Here is a 24043-nt window from a genome sequence, read left to right as displayed (position 1 = left end):
CTACTCTGGTAGGACGTCTTACCATGAGTGAAATGCGCTCCAATGAGATAAAAATGCACCGATCAGACGCGTATTATTTGTAATTTAAAGCTATCGCTTCTATCGTTACGACAACAAAAAACAATAACTTGATAAGAATTACCCGCCAAAGGGGGGAGAAATAATGATAAAAACATCGCGCTTTGTGAAGAACAAGATAATGCTGGGCCTAAGTGCAGCATGTCTTGGTGTCGCTGGCACTGCTGCGCAAGCCGCCACGTTCCAAGTTGGTGATTTTGATGTAACCTTTGATTCTACGTTTTCTTATGGTCAGAGTATTCGTGTAGAAGATCGCGATTTTGACCATATTGGTAAAAGTAATCATCCACGCTACAACTGGACCGGTTATAACGCCTCTTTAGGCAACACCATTTACTCATCTTCTCAGATCTGGTCGCAGCAGGGTGCATACTCAAATAACGGTGATGCAGGCGATTTAAACTTCGACGCAGGTGACACGTTTTCTCAGTTGCTAAAAGGGACACATGAACTTGGCATTACGAAGGACAACTACGGTTTCTTCTCTCGCTTCATGTATTTCAAAGATTTCGCAATGGAAGACGGTGATTTTGCATACACCAACCCAGTATCAGGTCAAAAAGTGGATCCCTGCGCGGATGACAATACCAAGGAGCAAGTGTGTTCAGACTTTCGTTTGTTAGATGCATTCGTCTGGGCTGATTTTGATCTCAATGGTGGTCAAAACCCGTTGTCCGTAAGGCTGGGTCGTCAGGTTGTCAACTGGGGTGAAAGTACCCTGATCAGTCACGGCATTAACGTAAACCCTGTTGATATTGATCGTTTAAAAGCGCCTGGTGCGGAACTTAAAGAAGCCTTCATTCCTGTTGGCATGCTGTGGGCGTCTCTGGGCTTGACAGACAATGTGACGCTTGAAGCGTTTTACCAGTATGAGTGGCATGAAACGCGTCTTCCGGCGACGGGCAGTTATTTCTCTACAAACGACTTTGCTTCTGAAAATGGCTACAACCAGAATATTCAGCTCGGTTTTACCGCTAACCCTGATATTGATTTGGCTCACCTGACGGAAGCGCTTAATAACTTGCATACAAACTGGATGGGGGCATTAGCAGCTCAAGGCTTGGATGTTACTGACGAAAATGTACTGAAAAGTGAAGAAGCTATTTCTCAATTAACGTCGATGTACCTGGCTTATCCAACCAAAGTAGCTCTTAAGGGTAAAGGTCATAACGGTAAGAAAGAGCCAAAAGACAGTGGTCAGTTTGGTATCCGTTTAGGCATGTTTGCGCCTGAACTAAATGATACTGAGTTTGCCCTTTACTACATTAATTATCATGCGCGTCGACCGCTGATTTCTGGTAAAGCGTCTGATTTCACTGCTCAGGCTATTGCTGCTGATCTCGACTACATTAAAAACAATACGCTCGATGCTGAGAATTTCACTAATCTGAATGCCTTTACTCAGGGCCTGATCGAATATCCTGAAGATATCAAACTATACGGTTTGAGCTTTAATACCGCTATCGGTGAGACGGCGTTTTCTGGTGAATTTGCATATCGTCAGGACGAGCCGCTTCAGATCGATGATGTAGAGCTACTTTATGCGGGTATGTTGGAGCAGCTTGCATTGGCTGGCATACGCGAAGATGTTTCAGGCCTGTCTCAGTTGAGTCAGGGCGACCAAACCGCTTATGTTAATCCTGGCGAAATTGCACAGGGCTATATATTGAAAGACACCATGCAACTACAGTTTACCGCTACACATTTGTTCGGCCCTTCTTTGGGGGCGGATAGTTGGGCATTGGTTGGTGAAGTAGGTGGTGTAACCATTAAAGATATGCCGAGTTATGATGAGTTACGTTTGAATGTTGCCGGAACTGGTCGAAGCGGCACAATCGAAGGAGTCAAGAAATACGAGTATGACTTGCTCCATAAGGCGATTTCAAATGGTCCTGAGGTGAATCCATTCCCAACGGCATCTGCCTGGGGTTATCGACTTATTGCTAAAGGCGAATACAACAACTTGTTTGCCGGTGTCAATGTGTCGCCGCGCATTGTGTTTTCTCACGATGTTAACGGTATCACGCCAGACCCAATGTTCTTGTTTGTTGAGGACCGTAAATCACTGGGCATGACGCTAAACTTCAGTTATCAAAATGCCTGGTCATTTGACTTTGGTTATAACGCATTCTGGGGTGGTGGTAAGACCAATACATTCTCAGACCGTGACTTTGTTTCATTTAATATCAAGTATTCAATTTAAGGGCTTTCAATATGTTTAGAAAACCTACTATGCTTGCTGCGACAATTATAACAATGATGGCAGCACCGGGGGCATTTGCAAAAATGACCCCAGAAGAAATTGCGCGCCTGGGCGCTGACCTGACGCCAATTGGGGCGGAAAAAGCGGGTAACGCAGACGGTAGTATTCCGGCATGGACAGGTGGTATTACTAAGCCACCTGCGGGATATAAAGTGGGCATGCACCACCCAGACCCGTTCGCAGACGACAAAGTATTGTTTACGATTGATAAAACCAATCTGGACAAGCACAAAGATAAGCTGAGCCCGGGGCAGGTTGCTTTGTTTGAAACTTACCCGGATACCTTTAAGATGCACATCTACCCAACTCGACGTAGTGCTGCTTATCCTCAGTTTGTTTACGATGCAACCAAAAAATATGCAGCAACAGCACAGCTGATCGAAGATGGTAACGGTATCAAAGACACCGCCATTGGTATTCCATTCCCTATCCCTAAGAATGGCCTAGAGGCAATCTGGAACCACTTGCTACGCTATCGCGGTTTATCGATTGCACGCTTCGGCGGGCAGGCAATGCCAACGGCTTCGGGTGCATACAACATCATCGGCTTTGATGAAAAGCTACTGGTAAAGTATTCCAGCCCGGAAGTGACGCCTGAAGAGCTAAAAGAGTCTAATGTTCTGTTTAAGTTTAAGCAAAAGGTCACTGAGCCTGCACGTCTTGCTGGTACTGCTTTATTGGTGCATGAAACGATGGACCAGATCCTGACACCTCGTCAGGCCTGGACATACAACACGGGCCAACGCCGAGTTCGTCGTGCACCAAATGTAGCATATGATGCACCAGGAACTGCGTCAGACAGCCTACGTACGACAGACGATTTCGATATGTTCAATGGCTCGCCAAACCGTTACAACTGGACATTAAAAGGAAAGCAGGAACTTTATATTCCGTATAACAGCTATAAGCTTCACAGTGACAAGCTAAAGTATGATGATATTTTGATGGCCGGTCACGTAAATCCAGAGCATGTTCGCTATGAAAAGCACCGTGTCTGGGTGGTCGAAGCAAACCTCAAAGAAGGTACACGTCACATCTATAAGAAGCGAGTATTCTATATTGATGAAGACAGCTGGCAAATCCATATCGCTGATCTGTACGATAACCGTGACCAAATGTATCGCGTGGCGATGGCACACGGTTTGAACTACTATGAAGTTCCTACACACTGGAGTACGTTAGACGTCTATCATGATCTCAACTCTCGTCGTTACCTGGCAATCGGCCTGGATAATGAAGAAAGCATGTATGATTTCAGTCAGTCTTTCCAGGACAATGAATTTACACAAAGCGCTTTACGCCGCGAGGGTAGACGATAAGCGCAGCTGCCGGCGAGTGCTGGCAATGCACAACTCCTCAGGAGCCACGGTAGTGGCTCCTGAACATGCACTTCCTATTCTCTCTCACATTAATTATCGAGTATTCATCATGATTAAGAAGTTAGTCGCAACCACGATTGCTGCTCTGGCAATGCAAAGTGATGCAGTAGTCGCAGCTTCTGATGCACTAATGGTGGCACATCCACAGCGCACATTACTAACAGATATTAGCTTTACAGGCTCCCGGCTCGTTGCCGTTGGAAAACATGGCACGATTGTTACAAGCCGCGATGGGAGTCAATGGCAACAAGCTCAGGTTCCTGTGCAAAGCTTGTTAACAGCAGTGACCTTTGCAAGTGAAAACAGAGGCTGGGCGTGTGGTCATGACGCAACAATTCTGAGCACTGAGGACGGTGGTCAGAGCTGGCAGATCCAGCAACATTTACCTGACATTGAAAAGCCGTGCCTGGATATTACCTTTGCCAATGAGCAAATTGGCTATGCTGTGGGCGCCTATGGCATGATGTATGAGACCACAGACGGCGGTAAGAATTGGCAAAAACGTTTTATTGATGCCTTCGTCCACCCGGATGACATCGACTATCTGGCCGAACTAAAAGAAGACGACCCTGTCGCTTATGAAGACGAAACAGCCTTCATTTTACCTCATTTTAACTCTCTTATGATTGATGGTTCAGACTACTATCTGACTGGTGAAATGGGACTATTTGCCATCAGCAAAGACGCCGGTGAAAGCTGGCAGAAAATACCAAGTTTTTATGCAGGCTCGCTGTTTTCAGTAAATAAAACGTCTGATGGCCGTATCCTCGCAGCCGGGCTGCGTGGAAACGCGTTTATTTCAAACCCTGAACTTACTTCGTTTAATCGATTGGCACTAAACAAAACCGCAACCATCAACCAGGTTTTGTCTGTTGGGAAGCGGCAGTACCTCTTCGCAAATAGTGGTGTGATTTTTAATCGAATGCAAGATGAATTGTCCAGTGAGCAGCTTAAAAATGGCAAATCCATTATGGCTGGCGTTTTGTTCAATGGAAAACTGGTTTTGGCGACTGAACAAGGGATCCAGATAGTAGAGGCTAAACACTAATGCAGTCATTGTTAAACCAACTAGTATACGTTGTGTTCAGACACAGAGTTGCGATGATCTTTATGTTCATTGTGGCCACTTTGTTTTTGGGTTATCGCGCAACTCAAATCCAACTAGATGCTTCTTTTAATAAAAACATTCCGTTAAATCATGAGTATATGAAAGTATACCTCAAGCATGAAAAGCAATTTGGCGGAGCGAACAGCATCCTTATTTCGGTGTGTGACGCAGATGGCGATATCTTTAACCCAGAATTTTTTACTCAGTTAAAAGCAGTTCATGATCAACTGTATTTTATTCCCGGGGTCAATCGCCCTCTCGTGAACTCAATTTTCGCGCCCAGCGCGCGATTTGTTGAGGTTGTAGAAGATGGCTTTGCCGGCGGGCCCATTATTCCAGCCAATTTTACGGCTGACGAGGCGGGTCTCGCAGTTGTTAAACAAAACATAGAAAAAGCCAAGGTCGTTGGTCGTATGGTGGCCAGTGATTATTCCTGCGCGATGGTGACAGCCCAGTTAATGGAAATTGACCCACAAACGCAGGAAAAGCTCGATACATTGACGTTTGCTAAGAAGCTGGAAAGTGAAATTCGCGCGCCACTGAGCACAGATAAAGTTTCTATCCATATTATTGGCTTTGCCAAGATGGCAGGTGATATCGCTGATGGGGCTAAAGGCGTTGTACTGTTTTTTGCAGTCGCGATTCTGTTCACCTTCGTGATGGTGTGGCTATTCTGTAAGAGCTTTAAGTTAACGCTTTTGCCTATTATGTGCTCCTTAATAGCGGTTGTCTGGCAAATGGGTCTGCTCACTGTATTAGGGTTTGGTCTGGACCCAATGTCTATTCTGGTGCCTTTCCTTGTTTTTGCAATTGGGGTAAGCCACGGTGTGCAAATGATCAACGCGATTGGTAAAAAAGTTGCGGAAGGTGTTAGCAGTAAAGTTGCTGCAGAAGCGAGTTTTAAAGCCTTGTTAATCCCCGGCGGTATCGCTTTGTTATCAGACACAGTGGGGTTTTTGACCTTGCTCGCGATTGACATCGGTATAATTCGTGAGCTGGCCATCACCGCGAGTCTCGGTGTGGCAGTGATCATTTTCACTAACCTCATCTTGTTGCCAGTTCTTGCTTCTTACTATAATTCCAGCAAAATTCACCGCGTAGATGATGGCAATTCTCTAAGCCACCGATTATTTACAGCAATGCGTGAAGCCTTAGTCAAAACCACTGATAAACGTGTTGCACGTGTTATTTTGCTGGTGAGTGCGGTCCTGTTTGGTCTGGGCTACTGGCAATCTCAGCATATGCAAATTGGTGATCTACATGCCGGAGCGCCGGCACTGCATGAAGATGCACGTTACAATCAAGATACTTTCCTGATCTCTGATCGTTACGCAATCTCATCTGACATCCTTAAAGTACTTGTTGAGGCGTATCCTGCTGCTTGTACCGAGCATGATACAATGGATAGGATCAGTCGTTTCCAATGGCGTGTAGAGAACTTACCAGGTGTTCAGTCAGCTGTGTCTTTGAGCTCAGTCGCGCAGTCCGTCAACGCGGGTTACAATGAGGGTAATCTGAAATGGCAAACTCTACCACGTAATAGCGCATCTCTGGTACAGGCTACCTCTCGTGTAGAAACGAGTACCGGCCTGCTTAATGGTGATTGTTCAGTCATGCCTATTATCATTTTCATGGCCGATCACAAGGCCCAAACGATAGATAATGTGGTGTCTCAAATAAAAGCCTTTGCTAAGGAAGAGGGCACAGACTTAGTACAATTTAAACTTGCATCTGGTCCTATTGGTGTAATGGCTGCAACTAACGAATCGGTATCGGCGGCGCAGCTGCCTATGATGATCTACGTTTACGGTGCGGTGATTATACTGTGTCTAATTAGTTTCAGAAGTATACGTGCGACTATCGCCGTCGTATTGCCTTTGTATATAGTATCGACTCTGGCACAAGCGCTGATGGTCAAACTGGAAATCGGCCTGACGGTATCTACCTTACCAGTAATTGCATTGGGAGTAGGTATTGGCGTTGACTATGGTATCTATATCCTGTCCTCCATGATGACACAGCTCAAACAGGGTATGCCACTTTCACATGCGTATCGTAATGCATTGGCTGAACGAGGCAGTGCAGTGTTGTTCACCGGGATCACATTAGCGATAGGTGTCAGCACTTGGATTTTCTCGGCGCTCAAGTTCCAGGTAGATATGGGGATATTATTAACCTTTATGTTCCTGGTTAATATGTTGGGTGCGGTTTTATTATTACCTGCAATAGGAACCTTAATCTGGACAGACCAGAAAAAAAAGTGTGAATAAAAGTGCTTATAAATGGCCGGTTTCGGCCATTTATATCTATATTTAGTGAATATCTGACCAACCGGCTGAAAAGGCTATAATGTTTTCGTCGAAAAGGCTTTTTATTAGCGCCAGAAAGGTTAAAATTCACATGACTCCACGCTAATAAATGGCTGTACAAATAATCTACCGTTCAAAGGTGGTATAGATTAAGGAACACATAATGACACAAAATGAAGGTCCAGCATCGGTTATCCTGGATAACGTCACCAAGCTGATCCACAAAAAAGTTCATGCCGAAAACGTGTCGCTCGTTGAAACTTTTGCCAAAGCCTTGTACAGCAATATGTCTAAAGAGGACTTGGCACATCGTAACGACAGTGACTTATACGGAGCCGCATTGAGTCTTTGGAATTCTCTTGAAAAGAATGCCAACGACGATGCGGTTATTCGCGTTTTCAACCCTGAAGTCGCCAAAGATGGCTGGCAATCCTCTCACACGATCGTCGAGATCATCGCGAAAGACATGCCATTTTTGGTTGATTCTGTACGCATGGCGCTTAGCCGCAAAAACATCGTGTCTCACTTACTGTTACATAGCCCGCTTAAAATCAAGCGCGACGGTAATAATAAGATCACTGCATTATCAAATTTAAAAGCAGATCAAGAATCATCGTCGACCAAAACGGTATTCTTCATTGAGATAGATCGTCAGACCGATGCCAAGGCAATTAAAGAGTTCACTGAAGAACTGGAATCAGTATTGAAAGACGTGTCTGTGGCCGTTGAAGATTGGAAGCCAATTCGCGATAAGCTGGTTGCAGTCAGTAAAGAAATCCCAACGCGTCACCATGACTGCTCTCAGGCAGAGGTCGATGAAGCGGTTGAGTTCCTTGAATGGCTATCTTCAGATAACTTTACCTTTATGGGCTATCGCCAGTACGACTTGGTGCCTGTACAAGGTGACCACGAACTGCGCGCAGTGCCAGACACCAGCCTGGGTTTGATGAAAAACTCCAGCCACGATGGCGGTCGCTTGCTTTCTGAGCTGCCAGAAGTTGCCCGTAAAGAAGCACGTAGCAAAAACCTGCTGATTTTGACTAAGACTAACTCTCTGTCTCGTGTTCACCGTCCGGCCTATATTGATTATGTTGGTATCAAACGTTTTGATGAGCAGGGCAATGTGATCGGCGAAGATCGCTTCATTGGCTTGTTCTCATCGAGCTTCTACAACAATAGTGCGGCAGATGTACCTGTCCTCAAGAGCAAGATCCAGCGCATTATGGAGCAATGTGATTTTGCAGAGGGCACACACGCTTATAAGGCCGTACTGAACTTGCTTGAAACGTATCCTCGCGACGAGTTAGTTCAGGCGCGTGAAGCCGAGCTATTAGAAGTTGCGACCGGCGTGTTACAAATTCAGGAACGCGACATGTGTCGTCTGTTCGTTCGTCGTGATGTTTACGGGCGCTTCTTCTCTTGTATGGTTTACGTACCACGTGAGCGCTATAACACGGCACTACGTCGTGAAACTCAAAAGCTATTGGCAGATGCATTTAAGTCCAATGAAAAAGTTGAGTTTACGACCTTTTTCTCAGAGTCCACACTGGCGAGAACGCATTACATCGTGCGTGTGGCAGATAACAGTATTAAGTACAACGTGAAAGACATCGAAAACAACCTGGCAGAAGCCGCTCGCACTTGGGAAGATAAACTACAGTCTGCATTACTTGGCAGCAATGGTGAAACCCGCGGTAACGAGCTAAACCGTAAATATGCTAACGCGTTTCCACACTCATACAAAGACCAGGTATTGCCTAGTGCAGCTGTAGTTGACATCGAGAAGCTGGAACAATTGAGCGATGAGAAAAAGCTGGAAATGCTTTTCTATCGTCCTCAGGAAGAAGCAAACAGCGAAATCGTTCGTCTGAGCCTGTTCCACAAAGATGTACCAATTCACCTGTCTGATGTTATGCCTATGTTGGAAAACTTTGGCCTGCGCGTCATTGGTGAAACGCCTTATGCAATCAAGAGCAGTGATGGTCAAGTAAACTGGATCATGGATTTCTCTATGATGATCGACTCAAAAGGCATTGCTGACTTCGATAAAGTATCTGCACGTTTTCGCGCAGCATTGACAAACGTGTGGAATAATCGTCTGGAAAGCGATGGTTTTAACCGCATGGTATTGTTGGGTGGCATGACAGGCCGTGAAGCGTCTATTTTGCGAGCATACGCTAAATATATGCGTCAGATCGGTGTGACATTCTCGCAATCTTATATCGAAAATACCTTTGAGCACTATCCTCATATTGCGGCGCAGATTGTTGAGTTGTTTGTGAAGAAATTCTCCCCAGCGAAGAAAGCGGCACAAAAGACGCTGGATAAGCTGATCGAGAAGATCTACCTGGAACTGGAAAACGTTGCGAACCTCGATGATGACCGTATCATTCGTATGTATGTTGACATGATCAATGCAACACTACGTACTAACTTCTATCAGAAAGAAGCGGATGGCGCGAACAAATCATATATTTCATTTAAGATTAACCCGCATGCTATCCCAGATATGCCGCTTCCGTTACCGGCTTTTGAAATCTTCGTCTACTCACCGCGCGTAGAAGGTGTGCACTTACGTGGTGGTAAAGTAGCTCGTGGTGGCCTTCGCTGGTCTGACCGTCGTGAAGATTTCCGTACTGAGGTTTTGGGCCTGGTTAAAGCTCAGCAGGTTAAAAACACGGTAATTGTTCCTGTTGGCTCAAAAGGTGGATTTGTATGTAAACAACTGCCTAATGACCGTGAAGGCTTCTTTAAAGAAGGGCAGGAATGCTACAAGATGTTCATCCGTGGTCTGTTGGATATCACAGACAACATTATCCACGGTGAAATCGTACCACCGGTCGACGTTGTCCGTCATGACGAAGACGACCCGTATCTGGTTGTAGCCGCCGACAAAGGTACTGCGACTTTCTCTGATATTGCTAATGGCATCGCTGAAGAATACAACTTCTGGTTGGGTGATGCATTTGCCTCTGGTGGTTCAATTGGTTATGACCACAAGAAAATGGGTATTACAGCCAAAGGTGCCTGGGAGTCGGTTAAACGTCATTTCCGTGAAATGGACATTGACTGCCAGACTACAGACTTTACCGCGGTTGCTATTGGTGACATGGGTGGTGACGTATTTGGTAATGGTATGTTGCTGTCTAAGCACATTCGCCTGCAGGCAGCCTTTAACCACATGCACATTTTCATCGACCCAAATCCAGATGCAGCCAGCTCGTATGTAGAGCGTGAGCGCTTGTTTAATCTGCCTCGTTCAAGCTGGGAAGATTACAACAAAGAGCTGATCTCAGAAGGGGGCGGAGTATTCTCGCGTGCGGCCAAGTCAATCAACTTGACGGCTGAAATGAAAAAGATGCTTGGTACCAAAAAAGCCAGCATGACGCCCAACGAGTTAATCAAAGCCTTGCTTAAGATGCCCGCTGATCTGTTGTGGAACGGTGGTATCGGTACTTACATTAAAGCTAAGTCTGAATCCAATGCTGACGTAGGCGACCGTGCGAACGACGGCTTACGTATCGATGGTTCAGAGTTAGGTGCTAAGATCTTTGGTGAAGGTGGTAACCTGGGTGCAACGCAACTGGGTCGTATCGAGTTTGCAGAGAAGGGCGGACGCATTAACACCGACTTCATCGATAACGTAGGTGGTGTGGCGTGTTCGGATAACGAAGTAAACATCAAGATCCTGTTGAACGGTCTGGTAGCGGAAGGTGATCTGACCAAGAAACAGCGTGATGAATTACTGTATGCCATGACGGACGAAGTGTCTGAACTGGTATTGGCAGACTGTTACCGTCAAACACATACCCTGTCTATCACTAAGTCCAAGGGTCCGGCAACACTGAAAGAGAAGATCCGCTTTATCCATGCGCTGGAGAAAGAGGGCAAACTAGATCGTACTATCGAGTTCTTACCAACAGATGAAGAATTGGCAGAGCGCGCTGCGGCAGGTTCTGACCTGACTCGTCCAGAGCTATCTGTATTGGTTTCTTACTCTAAGATGGTGTTGAAAGAATCGTTGGTTGCTGATGAAATTTCAGAAAACCCGTACTACCGTCAGCTGTTAGTGAATTCATTCCCGGTGCCACTGCGTGAGCGCTTTAATACGGCGATGGATAACCATCCACTGCGTAAAGAAATTATTGCAACTAAACTGGCCAACAACATAGTCAACGACATGGGTCTGAACTTCATGGTCCGTATGCACGAAGAAACGGGTGCAACGGAAGCGGAAATTGCGCTGTGCTACTCAATTGCCAGCGAAATTTTTGAAATGAAGGATACCTGGCAGTCAATTGCAGCACTGGATAACCATATTCCATCAGCAGTTCAGACTGAAATGTTGTACCAGCTGCGCCGCACTGTACGTCGCACAACGCGTTGGTTCCTGCGTCACCGCAACAAAGGTATGACAATTGAGCAAACCATCGCGTTCTTTGCGCCGACCTTTGCAGATCTGAGCAAAAACCTGAATAGCTACATGGTTGCAGAAGAAAGCGCTCGCCTGGCAGAGAAATCTGATGCACTTGTCGCACAAGGCGTACCAGAGCAAATTGCTATGCGCATTGTTTCTCTGTCTAGTCTGTTCTCTGTAATGGATCTGGCAGAAGTGGCTGCAAGCTCAGGTCGCGCGATTGATGTCGTGTCTAACACTTACTTCAAACTAGGCGCGAATATGGGTCTGCACTGGTTCCTGGATCAGATCACTGCACAACCAGTTGCTAATCACTGGCAGGCTCTGGCGCGTGCATCTTACCGTGAAGAGCTGGACTGGCAGCAACGCGCCCTGTCTGAAGTTGTATTGAACAGCTTTGAAGGAGATGACCACGATGTCGATTCACTGATAAATCAGTGGATGGAAAACCAGTCTACCTTATTGCTGCGTTGGCAGCAGATGCTGGCGGAGTTCAAGACGTCGCAAAGTCATGATTTTGCGAAGTTCTCAGTGGCATTACGTGAGCTAATGCTGTTGAGTCACAACTGTGATACTTCCAAATAGAAAATAACTCGTTAAAATACCCCGGCTTTGCTGGGGTATTTTTTTATCCCAGATTTGAAATTGATACCAAGTCGCAGCATTGAACGACCAATTTGTGGCAAGAAAACCTTGGCGATTAGCTGGAAAAATGGTCTGTTTGGTGTATTAAATAGAAACTTTTAATATAGTATTCGGCAGGTTTTTATCCATCAAAGTAGATATGCATAAATGCTGATTGGTGTCATACGTTACTAGGAACTTAAGGAGTCTCAATGTTTTATGATTTAGCGCGTCGCTATATGTTCAGTAAAGATGCCGAGTGGGCTCATGATTTTGCGCTCGGAAATTTACGTCGCTTCGCGAATACCCCATTAAGTATGGCCTGGTCACAGTCACTTCCAAAGAAGCCGGTTAACTTCCTTGGTCTGGAATTCGACAACCCAGTTGGGTTAGCTGCGGGACTCGATAAAAATGCGGAATGTATTGATGCGTTCAGCCAGATGGGTTTCGGCTTTATTGAAGTGGGTACGGTTACACCCAGACCTCAGGTCGGTAATGACAAGCCACGCATATTTCGTTTGCCAGAAGCCAATGCCATCATTAACCGCATGGGCTTTAATAACAAGGGGGTTGATAATCTGGTTGCGAATGTCAAAGCAGCAAGATATCAGGGGATCCTGGGTATCAATATTGGTAAAAACAAAGACACGCCAAACGAGCAGGGTAAAGACGACTATATCCATTGTATGCGCAAAGTATTCGAGCACGCGTCATATATCACAGTCAATATTTCCTCGCCTAATACGCCTGGATTAAGGGATTTACAGTACGGTGAAGCGTTAGATGACTTGTTACAAAGTCTGAAAAATGAACAGGTCGATTTGATTGAGAAGCATAAAAAGTCTGTACCTATGCTGGTAAAAATTGCCCCAGATGTGGACGCCGTGCAATTACAGCAAATTGCCGAGTCATTAGTCAACAATCGTATTGATGGCGTAATTGCAACTAATACGACCTTATCGAGAGAAGCCGTTAAAGGGCTAGAGCACGCCGAAGAAGCAGGTGGTTTATCGGGTCGCCCGGTACGTGAAAAATCCACACAAGTCGTTAGTGAGTTAAAACGAATGACAGAAGGCAAGCTGCCTATAATAGGTGTTGGCGGGATCGACAGCGCAGCAGCGGCAAAAGAAAAGCTCAATGCAGGCGCTGATTTAGTGCAGGTTTATACAGGCTTTATCTATGAAGGACCTCAGTTGATCAAAAAGATCCTCACTGAGATCTAACAGGCTGTTTTATAAGCTCATGAAATCATTTGTAATTATTCTGTAATACATAGGCGAATTCCGAGCTAATTTGAAAAACGATCTTTTCTTCGCGTAAAAGATCGTTTTTTCCTTATAAAGATCATTCATATAGCGAAAAGATCTAAAACAATTTGTTATTACAAAAATTTTTACACTGTGATAATTCGCGATATACTTCTGATCAAGTCTTAAATACGTAACACATTGATATCAGGAGGTCAGTTTTGCAAGCATCCAAAGAGTGGCGTTGGATAAGATGTAGCCACAGAAACAGACTGCTTGTGGACTTGGGCGATGACCTTCAGTTGTGTACGCCGTATCGTCTAAGACAACTTACGGAAGATTCTCTACACAGTGTCGATTTAAGTGTTGATGAAGCCGCTTTCTATCGAAATGTGTACGACTATTTACTTGGATTTAAAGTATGGTCCGAGCCTCAGTGTTGCCAAATCGCGCTAAATGCGACGGCGGCTAAATTTCATTTACTTCCCGTGCAAGCTAAAAGCTGGTTTTTTAAAAACTATACGGGTGGTCAGCCTCTAGTGGACGCGGTTATCACATTGCACTCGAAGTGCCAGCTCGGTGAATTTTTGATTGTGGATCACAATCACGAGAGTAGTCTGTGCATCAATCTTACTCACGGGTTTATGCTGGATGAGAACATTGAACTGGAGCAGTTTCAGGCCATTAAAGTTCTGAACGACCGAATACACCCTCTGATCCAAGCACATAAGTTAACCCAAACTGCCTGATACCTGATAGTGATGCTCGTCACCTTTATGAGGCGACAGTGCGCACATCCACTCTGATATCCCAGTCTGCTGCTTGCTGTGTTATACTCGCTGCAATTGAAATTATTGAGTATTTACATTGCAGTTTATCGCCTTAACGTCTATCGGTATTGAAAACCTTTTGCTTGAAGAGCTTCAGTCTCAGGGGCTTGAAGTCGTCAAACAAACTGTTGGCTCAGTTCGTTTTACCGCGGATAGCCTGGCAGTTCAGAAATTCTGTATGACGACACGCTTCGCAACGCGTGTGATGATGCTGATTGATGAGCATGAAAACATCAACAACAAAGATGACTTATATAAATTTGCTCGCTTTCAGGGCTGGCAAGAGTGGTTTGGTCCAAAGCAGACGTTTGCGATTGAATTTAACGGTACTAACCGTGAACTGAAAAACACGCAATTTTCTGGCCTAGTGATTAAAGATGCCATTGTTGATTATTTTCAGGACCTTTATGAACAGCGTCCATCAGTCGATAAGCAAGATGCCAATGTTCGTGTTATCGCAAAGCTCAATAAGCAAAAGATTGCGCTTTATATCGATTATTCCGGTCCGCGTCTGTCGGACAGAGGTTATCGCACTAAACAGGGTAGAGCACCTATCCGTGAAAACTTGGCTGCCGCTTTGGTGCAGCGCAGTGGTTGGCTGAGCGATACATCAAAACCTCTGTTTGATCCGTGCTGTGGTTCAGGCACTTTACTGATTGAAGCAGCTAGTATGGCACTGAACATCCCTGCCAATCTGAACAAAGATTTTGCCTTCAAGCGCTTACCCGGTTTTCGTGATGCTAAATTTAAGGAACTGAAAACTGAGTTAAAACAGGCTCAACTGGAAAAGCCCTTGTGGATCATTGGTCAGGATATTGATGTCCAGGTCTTGGATACCGCCAGAGGAAATGCGAAGCGAGCTGGACTGGAGGACATCATTCGCTTTAGCGAAGGGGATGCCAGTAAACTGACATGTGTTGCTAAGCGTCCGGGGACATTACTAAGTAACTTACCTTATGGTGAGCGTTTAGGGTCAATGGCGGAGCTGATCAATCTATATCGAGGCATGGGCGAGCGCTTTAAAAAGCATTACAAAGACTGGTCTTTGGCGTTACTTGGCACAGACGAAGCACTGTTTAAAACATTGAAGCTGTCATCTAAAAAACGCTATAAGTTTAAAAACGGCCCGCTCGACGTTGCACTGTATCTGTATGATATGGACGAGCGCCAGGTGGCACAAAATGAACAGTCGGGGGCGTTGCATTTTGAGCAATCTCGGGCCTTTGCTAACCGGGTGAAAAAGAACAAGCAGTCTTTAAAAAGCTGGCTTAAAAAGGAGCAGGTTCAGGCGTATCGCGTCTATGATGCGGATATTCCAGAGTATAACGTCGCGGTGGATATCTATGGCGACAGCGCTGTGGTGTTTGAGTATGCTGCTCCGAAAGAAATAGATGAGCAGATTGCAAATAAGCGTCTTCAAGACATTATTACGCTCACTGCTGAGACCTTAGATATCGACCCCAGTAATATTGCAGTTAAGGTACGTAAAAAACAAAAAGGCCAGGAGCAATATAACGCGCTCAGTAAACAAAACCGTGTGCAAGTCGTTGAAGAGTTTGGCGCTAAGTTTAAGGTTAACTTGTTCGACTATCTTGATACCGGCTTGTTTTTGGATCACAGACTCGCCAGACGTTATATTCAGCAAAACGCGAAGAACAAACGTGTCCTGAATCTGTTTGCCTATACGGGCAGTGCCTCAGTGCATGCGGCTCTGGGCGGAGCAAAAGCTGTAACAACGGTGGATATGTCAAAAACCTACCTGAAGTGGGCGGAAGACAACTTTGCCTTAAATGAGCTTAGAAACCCTCGTTTTAGGTTTGAGCAGGCAGACTGCCTCAAATGGCTGGAGCACGCACAAGGGCAATATGACTTAATTTTCCTCGATCCGCCGACCTTTTCAAATTCAAAGCGTATGAAAGAGGTGTTTGACGTTCAGCGCGACCATATCCAGTTGCTTGAATGGGTGAAGAAAATCCTTAGCCCGGGTGGTACTTTGCTGTTCTCCAATAACAAGCGAGGCTTTAAGATGGATGAAGTCGGTTTGATGGGGTTAGGCCTCAAAGCAGAGAATGTCTCAGATAAAACCTTATCGCCGGATTTTAAGCGTAACAAACAAATCCACAACAGTTGGTTGATCACCCATGGCTAAACTCACACTATTTTATACTGACGGCTGTCACCTTTGTGAGCAGGCTTATGAGCTGGTGCTTAGGTGTGTCACCAGTGACGCAGTAATACATAAGGACATAGTGGACGATCCTCAGTTGATGGCGGAGTATCAGACATCAATCCCTGTACTTAAGTTAACAGATAGCGCCAGAGCTTTGTTCTGGCCTTTTACAGAACAAGATATAAAAGAGTTGTTAAAGTAAGATGGATTTAATCAGAATTGCGAGAGCCCAGCTGGCTTTTGGTACCCACCCCTTGTTAGACCAAGCCGATGCGGTGATTGAAGCCGGGGAACGGGTCTGTATTGTCGGTCGTAATGGTGCCGGAAAGTCTACTCTGTTAAAGGTTCTGGATGGCCAGATTCAACTGGATGATGGAGAAATCAACCGAGTATCGGGTTTAAAGGTTTCACGGTTAGAGCAAGATCCCCCAAAAGGCGCTCAGGGCAGTGTATTCGATTACGTAGCCGGTGGTCTGCCTGATATTGCCCAACTGCTGATTGACTATCACAACGTCAGTGAAGCTTTGCAGACAGATCATTCGAGCAATCTTTTGAGTCGTTTGGAGCGTTTATCCGCCGATATTGAAGCGAAAGATGCCTGGCGGTTTGAAAGTCGTATAAAGCTAGTTTTAACTCAGCTGCAGCTTAGCGCCAATATGAAACTAGAAAAATTATCTGGTGGCTGGCTACGCAAAGTCGCTTTAGCTAAGGCCTTGGTGAGCGATCCAGATCTGTTACTGCTGGATGAACCGACCAACCACCTTGATATGAGTAGTGTTGAATGGCTTGAGCAGTTCCTGAAAGAGTTTAAAGGCGGGATTGTTTTTATATCGCATGACCGGGCATTTATCCGCGGTGTTGCGACTCGTATTCTTGATCTGGACCGCGGTAAGCTTATTTCATATCCAGGCGATTATGCTAAGTACCTGGAGCAAAAGGCGCATGACCTTAAAGTAGAAGAAGCGCAAAATGCACTGTTCGATAAAAAGCTTGCTGAGGAAGAAGCCTGGATACGGCAAGGGATAAAAGCCCGACGTACGCGAAATGAGGGCCGGGTCAGAGCCCTCAAAGCATTGCGGGTAGAGCGCAAGCAACGTATTGAGCAAGTCGGGAAGACTGACTTTAATATTGAATCAGCCGAGCGTTCAGGCAAATTGGTATTTGAGGCGCAACACATTGGCCATGCTTTCAAAGAAAAGCGCATAGTCGAAGAATTCTCGACCTTGGTGATGCGCGGCGATCGGGTTGGCTTAATTGGTCCCAACGGAGTAGGTAAAACGACGCTACTTAAAATTCTCTTTGGTGATATCGCTCCAGATAACGGTAAGGTCAAGCAGGGTGTTAATCTCGAAGTCGCCTATTTTGACCAGTACCGGGAAAAGCTGGATGAGGAGAAAACGGTTCAGGACAATGTCGCCGAAGGTAAACAGGAAGTACAAATGGGGGGCAGAAGCCGTCATGTTCTCGGTTATCTGCAAGACTTCTTGTTCCCGCCAGCACGAGCCCGCACGCCCGTGAAGGCTTTGTCGGGGGGAGAGAAGAATCGTTTGCTGCTAGCTAAGCTGTTTCTGAAACCCTCGAACGTTCTTGTGCTGGATGAGCCGACCAATGACCTGGATATTGAAACACTGGAATTACTCGAAGAAATCATTAACCAATATCAGGGAACAATCCTGATTGTTAGCCACGATCGGGAGTTCATTGATAATACTTGTAACAGTGTGTGGGCATTTGAAGGCGATGGCAGAGTCACTGAGATTGTCGGTGGTTATAGTGATTTTGAGGCGTACCGGGCGCAACGATTGCAGCAGCAAAAAGCGTTGGAAAAGCTCGACAAAGAGAAGCAACAGGCTAACGATAACAAAAAGACTGCCAATAAAAGCAAAACTGGCAAGTTAAGCTACAAATTAAAGCTTGAACTGGAAGCATTGCCGGGTAAAGTAGAGGCTCTGGAAAACGAGCTGGAAGAGCAACAAAACCTGGTGAACTCACCGGAGTTTTTTAAGCAAGATCCTGAAACGACCCAAACCGCGTTGAACCATTTGGCTGACCTTGAGTCCAAGCTTGAAGCCGCGTTTGAGCGTTGGGAAGAATTAGAAGCATTACAGAATCAGTAGTAAGGATTGAAATGAAATATTCACTTATGGCCGCCAGTATTATTTTCGGCCTATCTGGTCAGGCAATTGCCGCACCGTACAAACTCACTGAATTACCAACCAGCGACATTGGCAAAATGCACTATGTTACCGATGTCAATGAAAGCGGCGACGCCATTGGCCGCGTGACGAACCTGTATAACTTGCCTGTTGACATCACCTACATAGACTTTCAAGACAACTCTATCACTAGTTACTACGATAACTATAAGGGACTCCTGGAAGATAGAGACGAAACCATCTCTTTCACATTAGACGATATACAAAATGGTGACGCGCTCTCAACAGACGCCGAAGCACTCACGTTTATGCTGGGATATTTATCGTCTGGTGCACAAGGCGCTAGTGCTGAATTTCAAAAGGTCAGTTCAGTGGCTGGGCTCGAATATGCGGGTAACAGTGTTAACCTGATTGATATATTTGATGTCGAATCGCCTGATTATGCGGGTTTAACACGCTCAGTCAGCAATGCACTGACTGCGGTTGCCGCTGATGGTACGGTGGTTGGTTGGGGGTCAGCGCCTTTTAAAAAGATCACTTTCACGCCAGAGGGAGAAAGCGAGGCAAAAACCTACTTTGTTCGTGATTGGCATGCTCGGGGGATAGTCATATCTCCGGGTGGCAAGCGCATCATTCTGGATCCTCCGTTCACTCAATATGGTGGCTACAGCATCGCGAATGATATTACGTTGACAGATGAAGGCAACTACCTGGTCGTTGGTCAGGCCTCTATAGGCTTACCCGAAAACAGCCAAACCACGATTACCGACAACTGTGATGACAAAAGCGAGCCTGAAGCGGCTTGTATCTGGCGTCAGGGGCGTGGGGTCTATGATTTGCGAGCTTACCAATGGACCTTGGATAAAGATTTCAATGTCATTGATACTAAAGACCTGGGTATTGGTTTGGAGCGCAAGGACGATGAAAATAATCCGTTCTATAGTTCCGCTTATGCTATCAACAAGGCGGGGATTGCCATAGGTAAATCCAGAATCAGGATCGATGATAGCCTTAAAGCCTTTGAAGAGCCAGGCTATTATCAGGATGGTCAGTTTTTCACTTTACGTGAGCATGATGATTTTTATCAGTCAGGGTTTGCTCTTGATATCAATGACAGCAACGTGATTGCGGGTTATGTAGGTAGACAAATCCAGGGCTCCTTATTCGATGTGACTGGGTTTTACTACGACATGAACGATAAAAAGTTTGTAGAGCTCCCTATTTATTTCAGTGGCTCAGACACCCGTGTCAGAGACATTAACAATGTCGGATATATGGTTGGTGAAGGCGAGGTTGAGAAAAATGTTACTAACCCTCGTACTGAAGCCTTCATGTATAAAATTGGTGATGAAAAGCTGACAAACATCAATGACTTACTGCCTTGTAAAAGCGATGACTTTCCATATACCGTATCTGAAGCGATCCGGATCACGGATGACAACACGATATATGCAGTTGCGGCCAAAACGGTGACAAAGCTAGACTCATTTGGCAACCCTGACAAGGACTCGGATGGTAATGTAGCATTGGAGTCTGTCGTGGTGCCTGTAGTGCTGACTCAAACCGGTAGCACGGAGCTGGAGCAGTGTGTTGCGCCTGAAACGGAAACGTATGAGCGTCAGTCAGCATCTTTGGGATGGTTATCTTTACTTGCGCTGCCATTGGCATGGACACGTCGCAGACGCCGCAAATAACATCCTCCAGCAAGGGCACAGCCGTTTGCGGCTGGCCCTTGTCATTTGCCTGATTGACCCGGTCAACACCTCACTTACATCTTGTTTAATCTGATACTATCTGCATTAAAGACTTTTCACTTAGAATCTTCTATCGTTTGTTTCGTGGAGACTGGTAGGCAGATCCGCACGCTTTCTGATCTCAATCTGCATAATTAAATAGCCAACCTTCTCCTCGTAAAAAATTATGCATGAGATAAATCCAATCACAAAGTGCTAAGTATTTTTATTTTAGCCATCCTTACGTCTGTTCTTACCAGTGCCATTTGTAAACAATAAATTCCACCAGGGAAGGTTTCAAATATATTGTTATTCATAAAAGTGCAACAAATAAATAATCTTTATAGTAAACAAAGATCTACTGATATTTCAGTGTGCTCACAAGAGATAAATCAAAGTAATAATGTACTAGATTATTATTTTTAATTAGTTACTTGTTATGTTTTTTTGTGTCGATACACTGCCTCCGCCTGCACCGATGATAGGAAATAATGCCATTTCCATTGACGTCAGGTTAAAAATAAAAACAGTGAGGATGCATTTATGCAACTAATTAACATGAAAAAGCCAGCTGTTAAGCTCAGTGCAATAGCGCTGGCATTATCGGCACACAACGCGAGTGCGGCAGTGGATTGTAGTGGGATACCCCAGTGGCAGGCTGGAAAGGTATATACGTCCGGCCATAAAGTGCAACAAGATAACGTTGCATACAGGGCAAATTGGTGGAATCGCTCATCACCTAAGCTGCGCTCCGGGCAATGGCAGGAGTGGCACAAACTGGGTGCTTGTCACGGGGATGAGCAACCCAACCAATCACCTGTGATTGACCTGAAGCAGCCGGATAGTGATATGAAGGTGACAGAAGGTGAAAAGCTTCAGTTTGTTTTCAGTGCACACGACAGCGATGGCGTCGTCAAGCAGGTTTCAGTCTATCACAATGAGGTTTTGGTTAAGGTACTAGACCAGGCGCCTTATGTGCTCAACTGGAAGGCGCGTGTTGGTGAGCATGTTTTTCATGCAGTCGCCATTGATGACGATGGTGCAAAGTCGGTATCGGCAAAGCGCTCAGTGCAGGTGACAGCCGTACCGCCGGAAGAAAAAAACACCGCACCTGTGTCACGTCTGACAGCTGAACTGCCTAGTGAACTGGAAGTTGGCAGTGCAGTTCGCCTCACATTGCGAAGTCATGATAAAGAAAATGACAGGTTAACTCAGGTACTGACGCTTAATGGTCAAGAGATTAAACGCACAGAGTTGACTGAAGCGCATTATGAGTGGTCTGCTTCATCTGCTGGGCGTCATGAGTTTACTTTGCAGGCAACGGACGAGCATGGCCTGGTGTCGGAGTCCATCCACCGTACCTTTATTGTCAAAGAAGCTGGGGACGGTCAAACAAGTCAGCTGGACTGTTTACCGGCCGGTCTATATCGCACGCCCGGCGTAACCAGTGCCTATTGTGATGTATACGATAGTGAAGGTCGGGAGAAGATGGGTGCTGATCATCCTCGGCGCGTGATTGGTTACTTTACCAGCTGGCGCCATGGTAAAAATAATCAGCCAAGCTATCTGGTTAATGATATCCCCTGGGACAAGATCACCCACATCAACTATGCCTTTGCCCATGTAAACAGTCAGAATGAGCTCAGTATTGGCGACCCTAAAGCTGAGGGCAATGCGGCAACCAATATGACCTGGCCGGGCGAAGCCGGTGCCGAAATGGACCCTAGTCTGCCGTATACCGGTCACTTTAACTTATTGAATCGTTACAAAAAGCAGTATCCACACGTCAAAACCATGATCTCCGTTGGCGGCTGGGCTGAGACGGGCGGTTACTTTGATGAAACAGGCAAACGCGTCAATAGCGGTGGGTTCTACACCATGACCACCCACGCCGATGGCAGTGTTAATCACGAAGGGATACAAGCATTTGTCGCAAGCTCTGTGGCCTTCTTACGTCAGTATGGCTTCGATGGACTGGACATTGACTACGAATACCCGTCATCAATGAAGGACTCGGGCCACCCTGAAGATTTTGAGATCAGTAACCAGCGCCGTGCTGGCCTGAATCAATCTTATCAGGTTTTGATGAAGTCACTGCGTGAAGCACTGGACAAGGCGGGTGAGCAGGATGGTAAGCACTATATGCTGACCATTGCTTCTCCGTCCTCAGGCTATTTGCTAAGAGGAATGGAAACTTTCCAGACTGCACAATATCTTGATTTTGTTAACATCATGAGTTACGACCTGCACGGCGCCTGGAATGACCATGTTGGCCACAACGCGCCTTTGTATGACACGGGTAAAGACACCGAGCTGAAAACCTGGAATGTCTATGGCACCAGAGAATTTGGGGGAATTGGTTATCTCAATACAGATTGGGCCGTGAATTATTTCAGAGGTGCATTGCCTGCGGGGCGGATCAACATAGGTATCCCTTATTACACCCGCGGATTCAAAGATGTGCGTGGCGGTGAAAACGGCCTTTGGGGGAGAGCACCTCTGCCGGATCAAAATGCGTGTCCGAAAGGGACGGGGATTGGCGAGAAAAACAAATGTGGTAATGGTGCCATTGGCATAGACAACCTCTGGCATGACGTTGAAAACGGGAAAGAAGTTGCAGCAGGTTCTAACCCTTTATGGCACGCAAAGAACTTGCAACACGGTATCAACCCAAGCTACCTGACCGATTATGGCCTGACACCTGCTACAGATCCGGATGATGTACTGCGTGGCGATTATGTGCGGCATTACGATGACATCGCTGTCGCACCCTGGCTGTACAATGCGCAGAAAAAAGTCTTCCTCTCGATGGAAGATACAGAATCCATGCAGACTAAGCTCAATTACGTGGTTGAAAAAGGTCTGGGTGGCGTGATGTTCTGGGAGCTGGCTGGCGACTTCGACTACCATGCGGACAAAGGCGAGTACTTCATGGGCTCGACCATGACGAGCCTTGCTTACAACACCTTCAATCAAGATGGAACTGACTACGCAACGGCACAGGGTGATGCCGAGTTCGCGTTACCTGAGATGGCAGTTGATATTCGTTTTAATGCCAAAGACTTCCCCGTCGGCGATCAGAACTACCCGATCAGACCTACATTCGCGTTCACCAACCACTCGGAGCTAGACCTGAGCGGGGCAACTATCAGCTTCAATGTGCCAGTATCAACCTCTGCGATTTTCAAGTCCAGCTGGAACGCCCGCAAAAAGCTGGGCATGAAAGTAGAGCATGATGCCAGCAACACACGCGGTAATAACATTGGTGGCTTTGACAACGAATTCCATCGTTTTTCAATTACCCTGAAAAACGAGTGGGGTGGCCAGCTGGAGTCGTTTAAGCCTGGCGAGACCGTGAATGCTCAGGTTATGTACTACATGCCGATCACGGGGCCCGTTAACTTTGTCATTGAAAAAAATGGTAAGCAATATGCCTTCAGTAGTGAATACCCCCAACTACCTGTAGCGAAAAAGTCGGACGACACATCCGGTGGTAATCCACCACAGGGCTCACGTTGTCAGGGCGTTGAGCTGAGCAATATCAACCAGTATCCCCAGTGGCCTCGCACTAATTGGGCAGGTACACCGAGCCATGCGCTCGGTGGCGATATGCTGATCCATAACGGTTACGTCTACAAAGCAAAGTGGTGGACCAATGCAACACCGTCTAATGGTGGTGCCTGGCAGCAGGTTTGCTCGCTTTAATCCTCAAAAAATAGCGGTGGCATC

Annotated in this window: 12 protein-coding genes; all 12 read left to right on the top strand. The window is 46.1% G+C overall.

The window, feature by feature from the left end; all coding sequences use genetic code 11:
- The first annotated feature begins 163 nt into the window (after window positions 1–163).
- Window positions 164–2281, top strand: a complete 2118-nt coding sequence (locus CWB98_RS18210; RefSeq protein ID WP_138546146.1) for a DUF1302 domain-containing protein — start codon at window positions 164–166, stop codon at window positions 2279–2281.
- A gap of 11 nt (window positions 2282–2292) precedes the next feature.
- Window positions 2293–3660, top strand: coding sequence for a DUF1329 domain-containing protein (locus CWB98_RS18205; RefSeq protein WP_138546145.1), 1368 nt, complete (start codon window positions 2293–2295; stop codon window positions 3658–3660).
- A gap of 109 nt (window positions 3661–3769) precedes the next feature.
- Window positions 3770–4768 carry a WD40/YVTN/BNR-like repeat-containing protein gene (locus CWB98_RS18200; protein WP_138546144.1) on the top strand — a complete coding sequence of 333 codons (999 nt, stop codon included), beginning with the start codon at window positions 3770–3772 and terminating at the stop codon, window positions 4766–4768.
- On the top strand, window positions 4768–7098 hold the full coding sequence (locus CWB98_RS18195) for an efflux RND transporter permease subunit (protein WP_138546143.1): 2331 nt from the start codon (window positions 4768–4770) through the stop codon (window positions 7096–7098). The genes CWB98_RS18200 and CWB98_RS18195 overlap by 1 nt, the downstream gene beginning before the upstream one ends.
- A gap of 202 nt (window positions 7099–7300) precedes the next feature.
- Window positions 7301–12139 (top strand): NAD-glutamate dehydrogenase, encoded by a 4839-nt coding sequence (locus CWB98_RS18190; protein WP_138546142.1) that lies wholly within the window; start codon window positions 7301–7303, stop codon window positions 12137–12139.
- A gap of 251 nt (window positions 12140–12390) precedes the next feature.
- Window positions 12391–13401 (top strand): quinone-dependent dihydroorotate dehydrogenase, encoded by a 1011-nt coding sequence (gene pyrD, locus CWB98_RS18185; RefSeq protein ID WP_138546141.1) that lies wholly within the window; start codon window positions 12391–12393, stop codon window positions 13399–13401.
- A 245-nt stretch (window positions 13402–13646) separates the two neighbouring features.
- Window positions 13647–14174 (top strand): cell division protein ZapC domain-containing protein, encoded by a 528-nt coding sequence (locus CWB98_RS18180; RefSeq protein WP_138546140.1) that lies wholly within the window; start codon window positions 13647–13649, stop codon window positions 14172–14174.
- A gap of 118 nt (window positions 14175–14292) precedes the next feature.
- Entirely contained in the window at window positions 14293–16404 is a 2112-nt protein-coding gene (gene rlmKL / locus CWB98_RS18175) for a bifunctional 23S rRNA (guanine(2069)-N(7))-methyltransferase RlmK/23S rRNA (guanine(2445)-N(2))-methyltransferase RlmL (protein WP_138546139.1), read from the top strand.
- Window positions 16397–16627 carry a glutaredoxin family protein gene (locus tag CWB98_RS18170; protein ID WP_054017159.1) on the top strand — a complete coding sequence of 77 codons (231 nt, stop codon included), beginning with the start codon at window positions 16397–16399 and terminating at the stop codon, window positions 16625–16627. The genes rlmKL and CWB98_RS18170 overlap by 8 nt, the downstream gene beginning before the upstream one ends.
- Before the next feature lies 1 nt (window position 16628).
- Entirely contained in the window at window positions 16629–18542 is a 1914-nt protein-coding gene (uup, locus tag CWB98_RS18165) for an ATP-binding cassette ATPase Uup (protein ID WP_138546138.1), read from the top strand.
- An 11-nt stretch (window positions 18543–18553) separates the two neighbouring features.
- Window positions 18554–20275 (top strand): DUF3466 family protein, encoded by a 1722-nt coding sequence (locus CWB98_RS18160; protein WP_138546137.1) that lies wholly within the window; start codon window positions 18554–18556, stop codon window positions 20273–20275.
- Window positions 20276–20857: 582 nt separating this feature from the next.
- Complete coding sequence (locus tag CWB98_RS18155) at window positions 20858–24019, top strand: glycosyl hydrolase family 18 protein (protein ID WP_138546136.1); 3162 nt, start codon at window positions 20858–20860, stop codon at window positions 24017–24019.
- The last annotated feature ends 24 nt before the right edge of the window (window positions 24020–24043 follow it).

It is taken from the genome of Pseudoalteromonas rubra (genome assembly GCF_005887115.1).
Classification (GTDB): domain Bacteria; phylum Pseudomonadota; class Gammaproteobacteria; order Enterobacterales; family Alteromonadaceae; genus Pseudoalteromonas; species Pseudoalteromonas rubra_F.
This window is presented reverse-complemented; position numbering and strand designations above follow the sequence as displayed.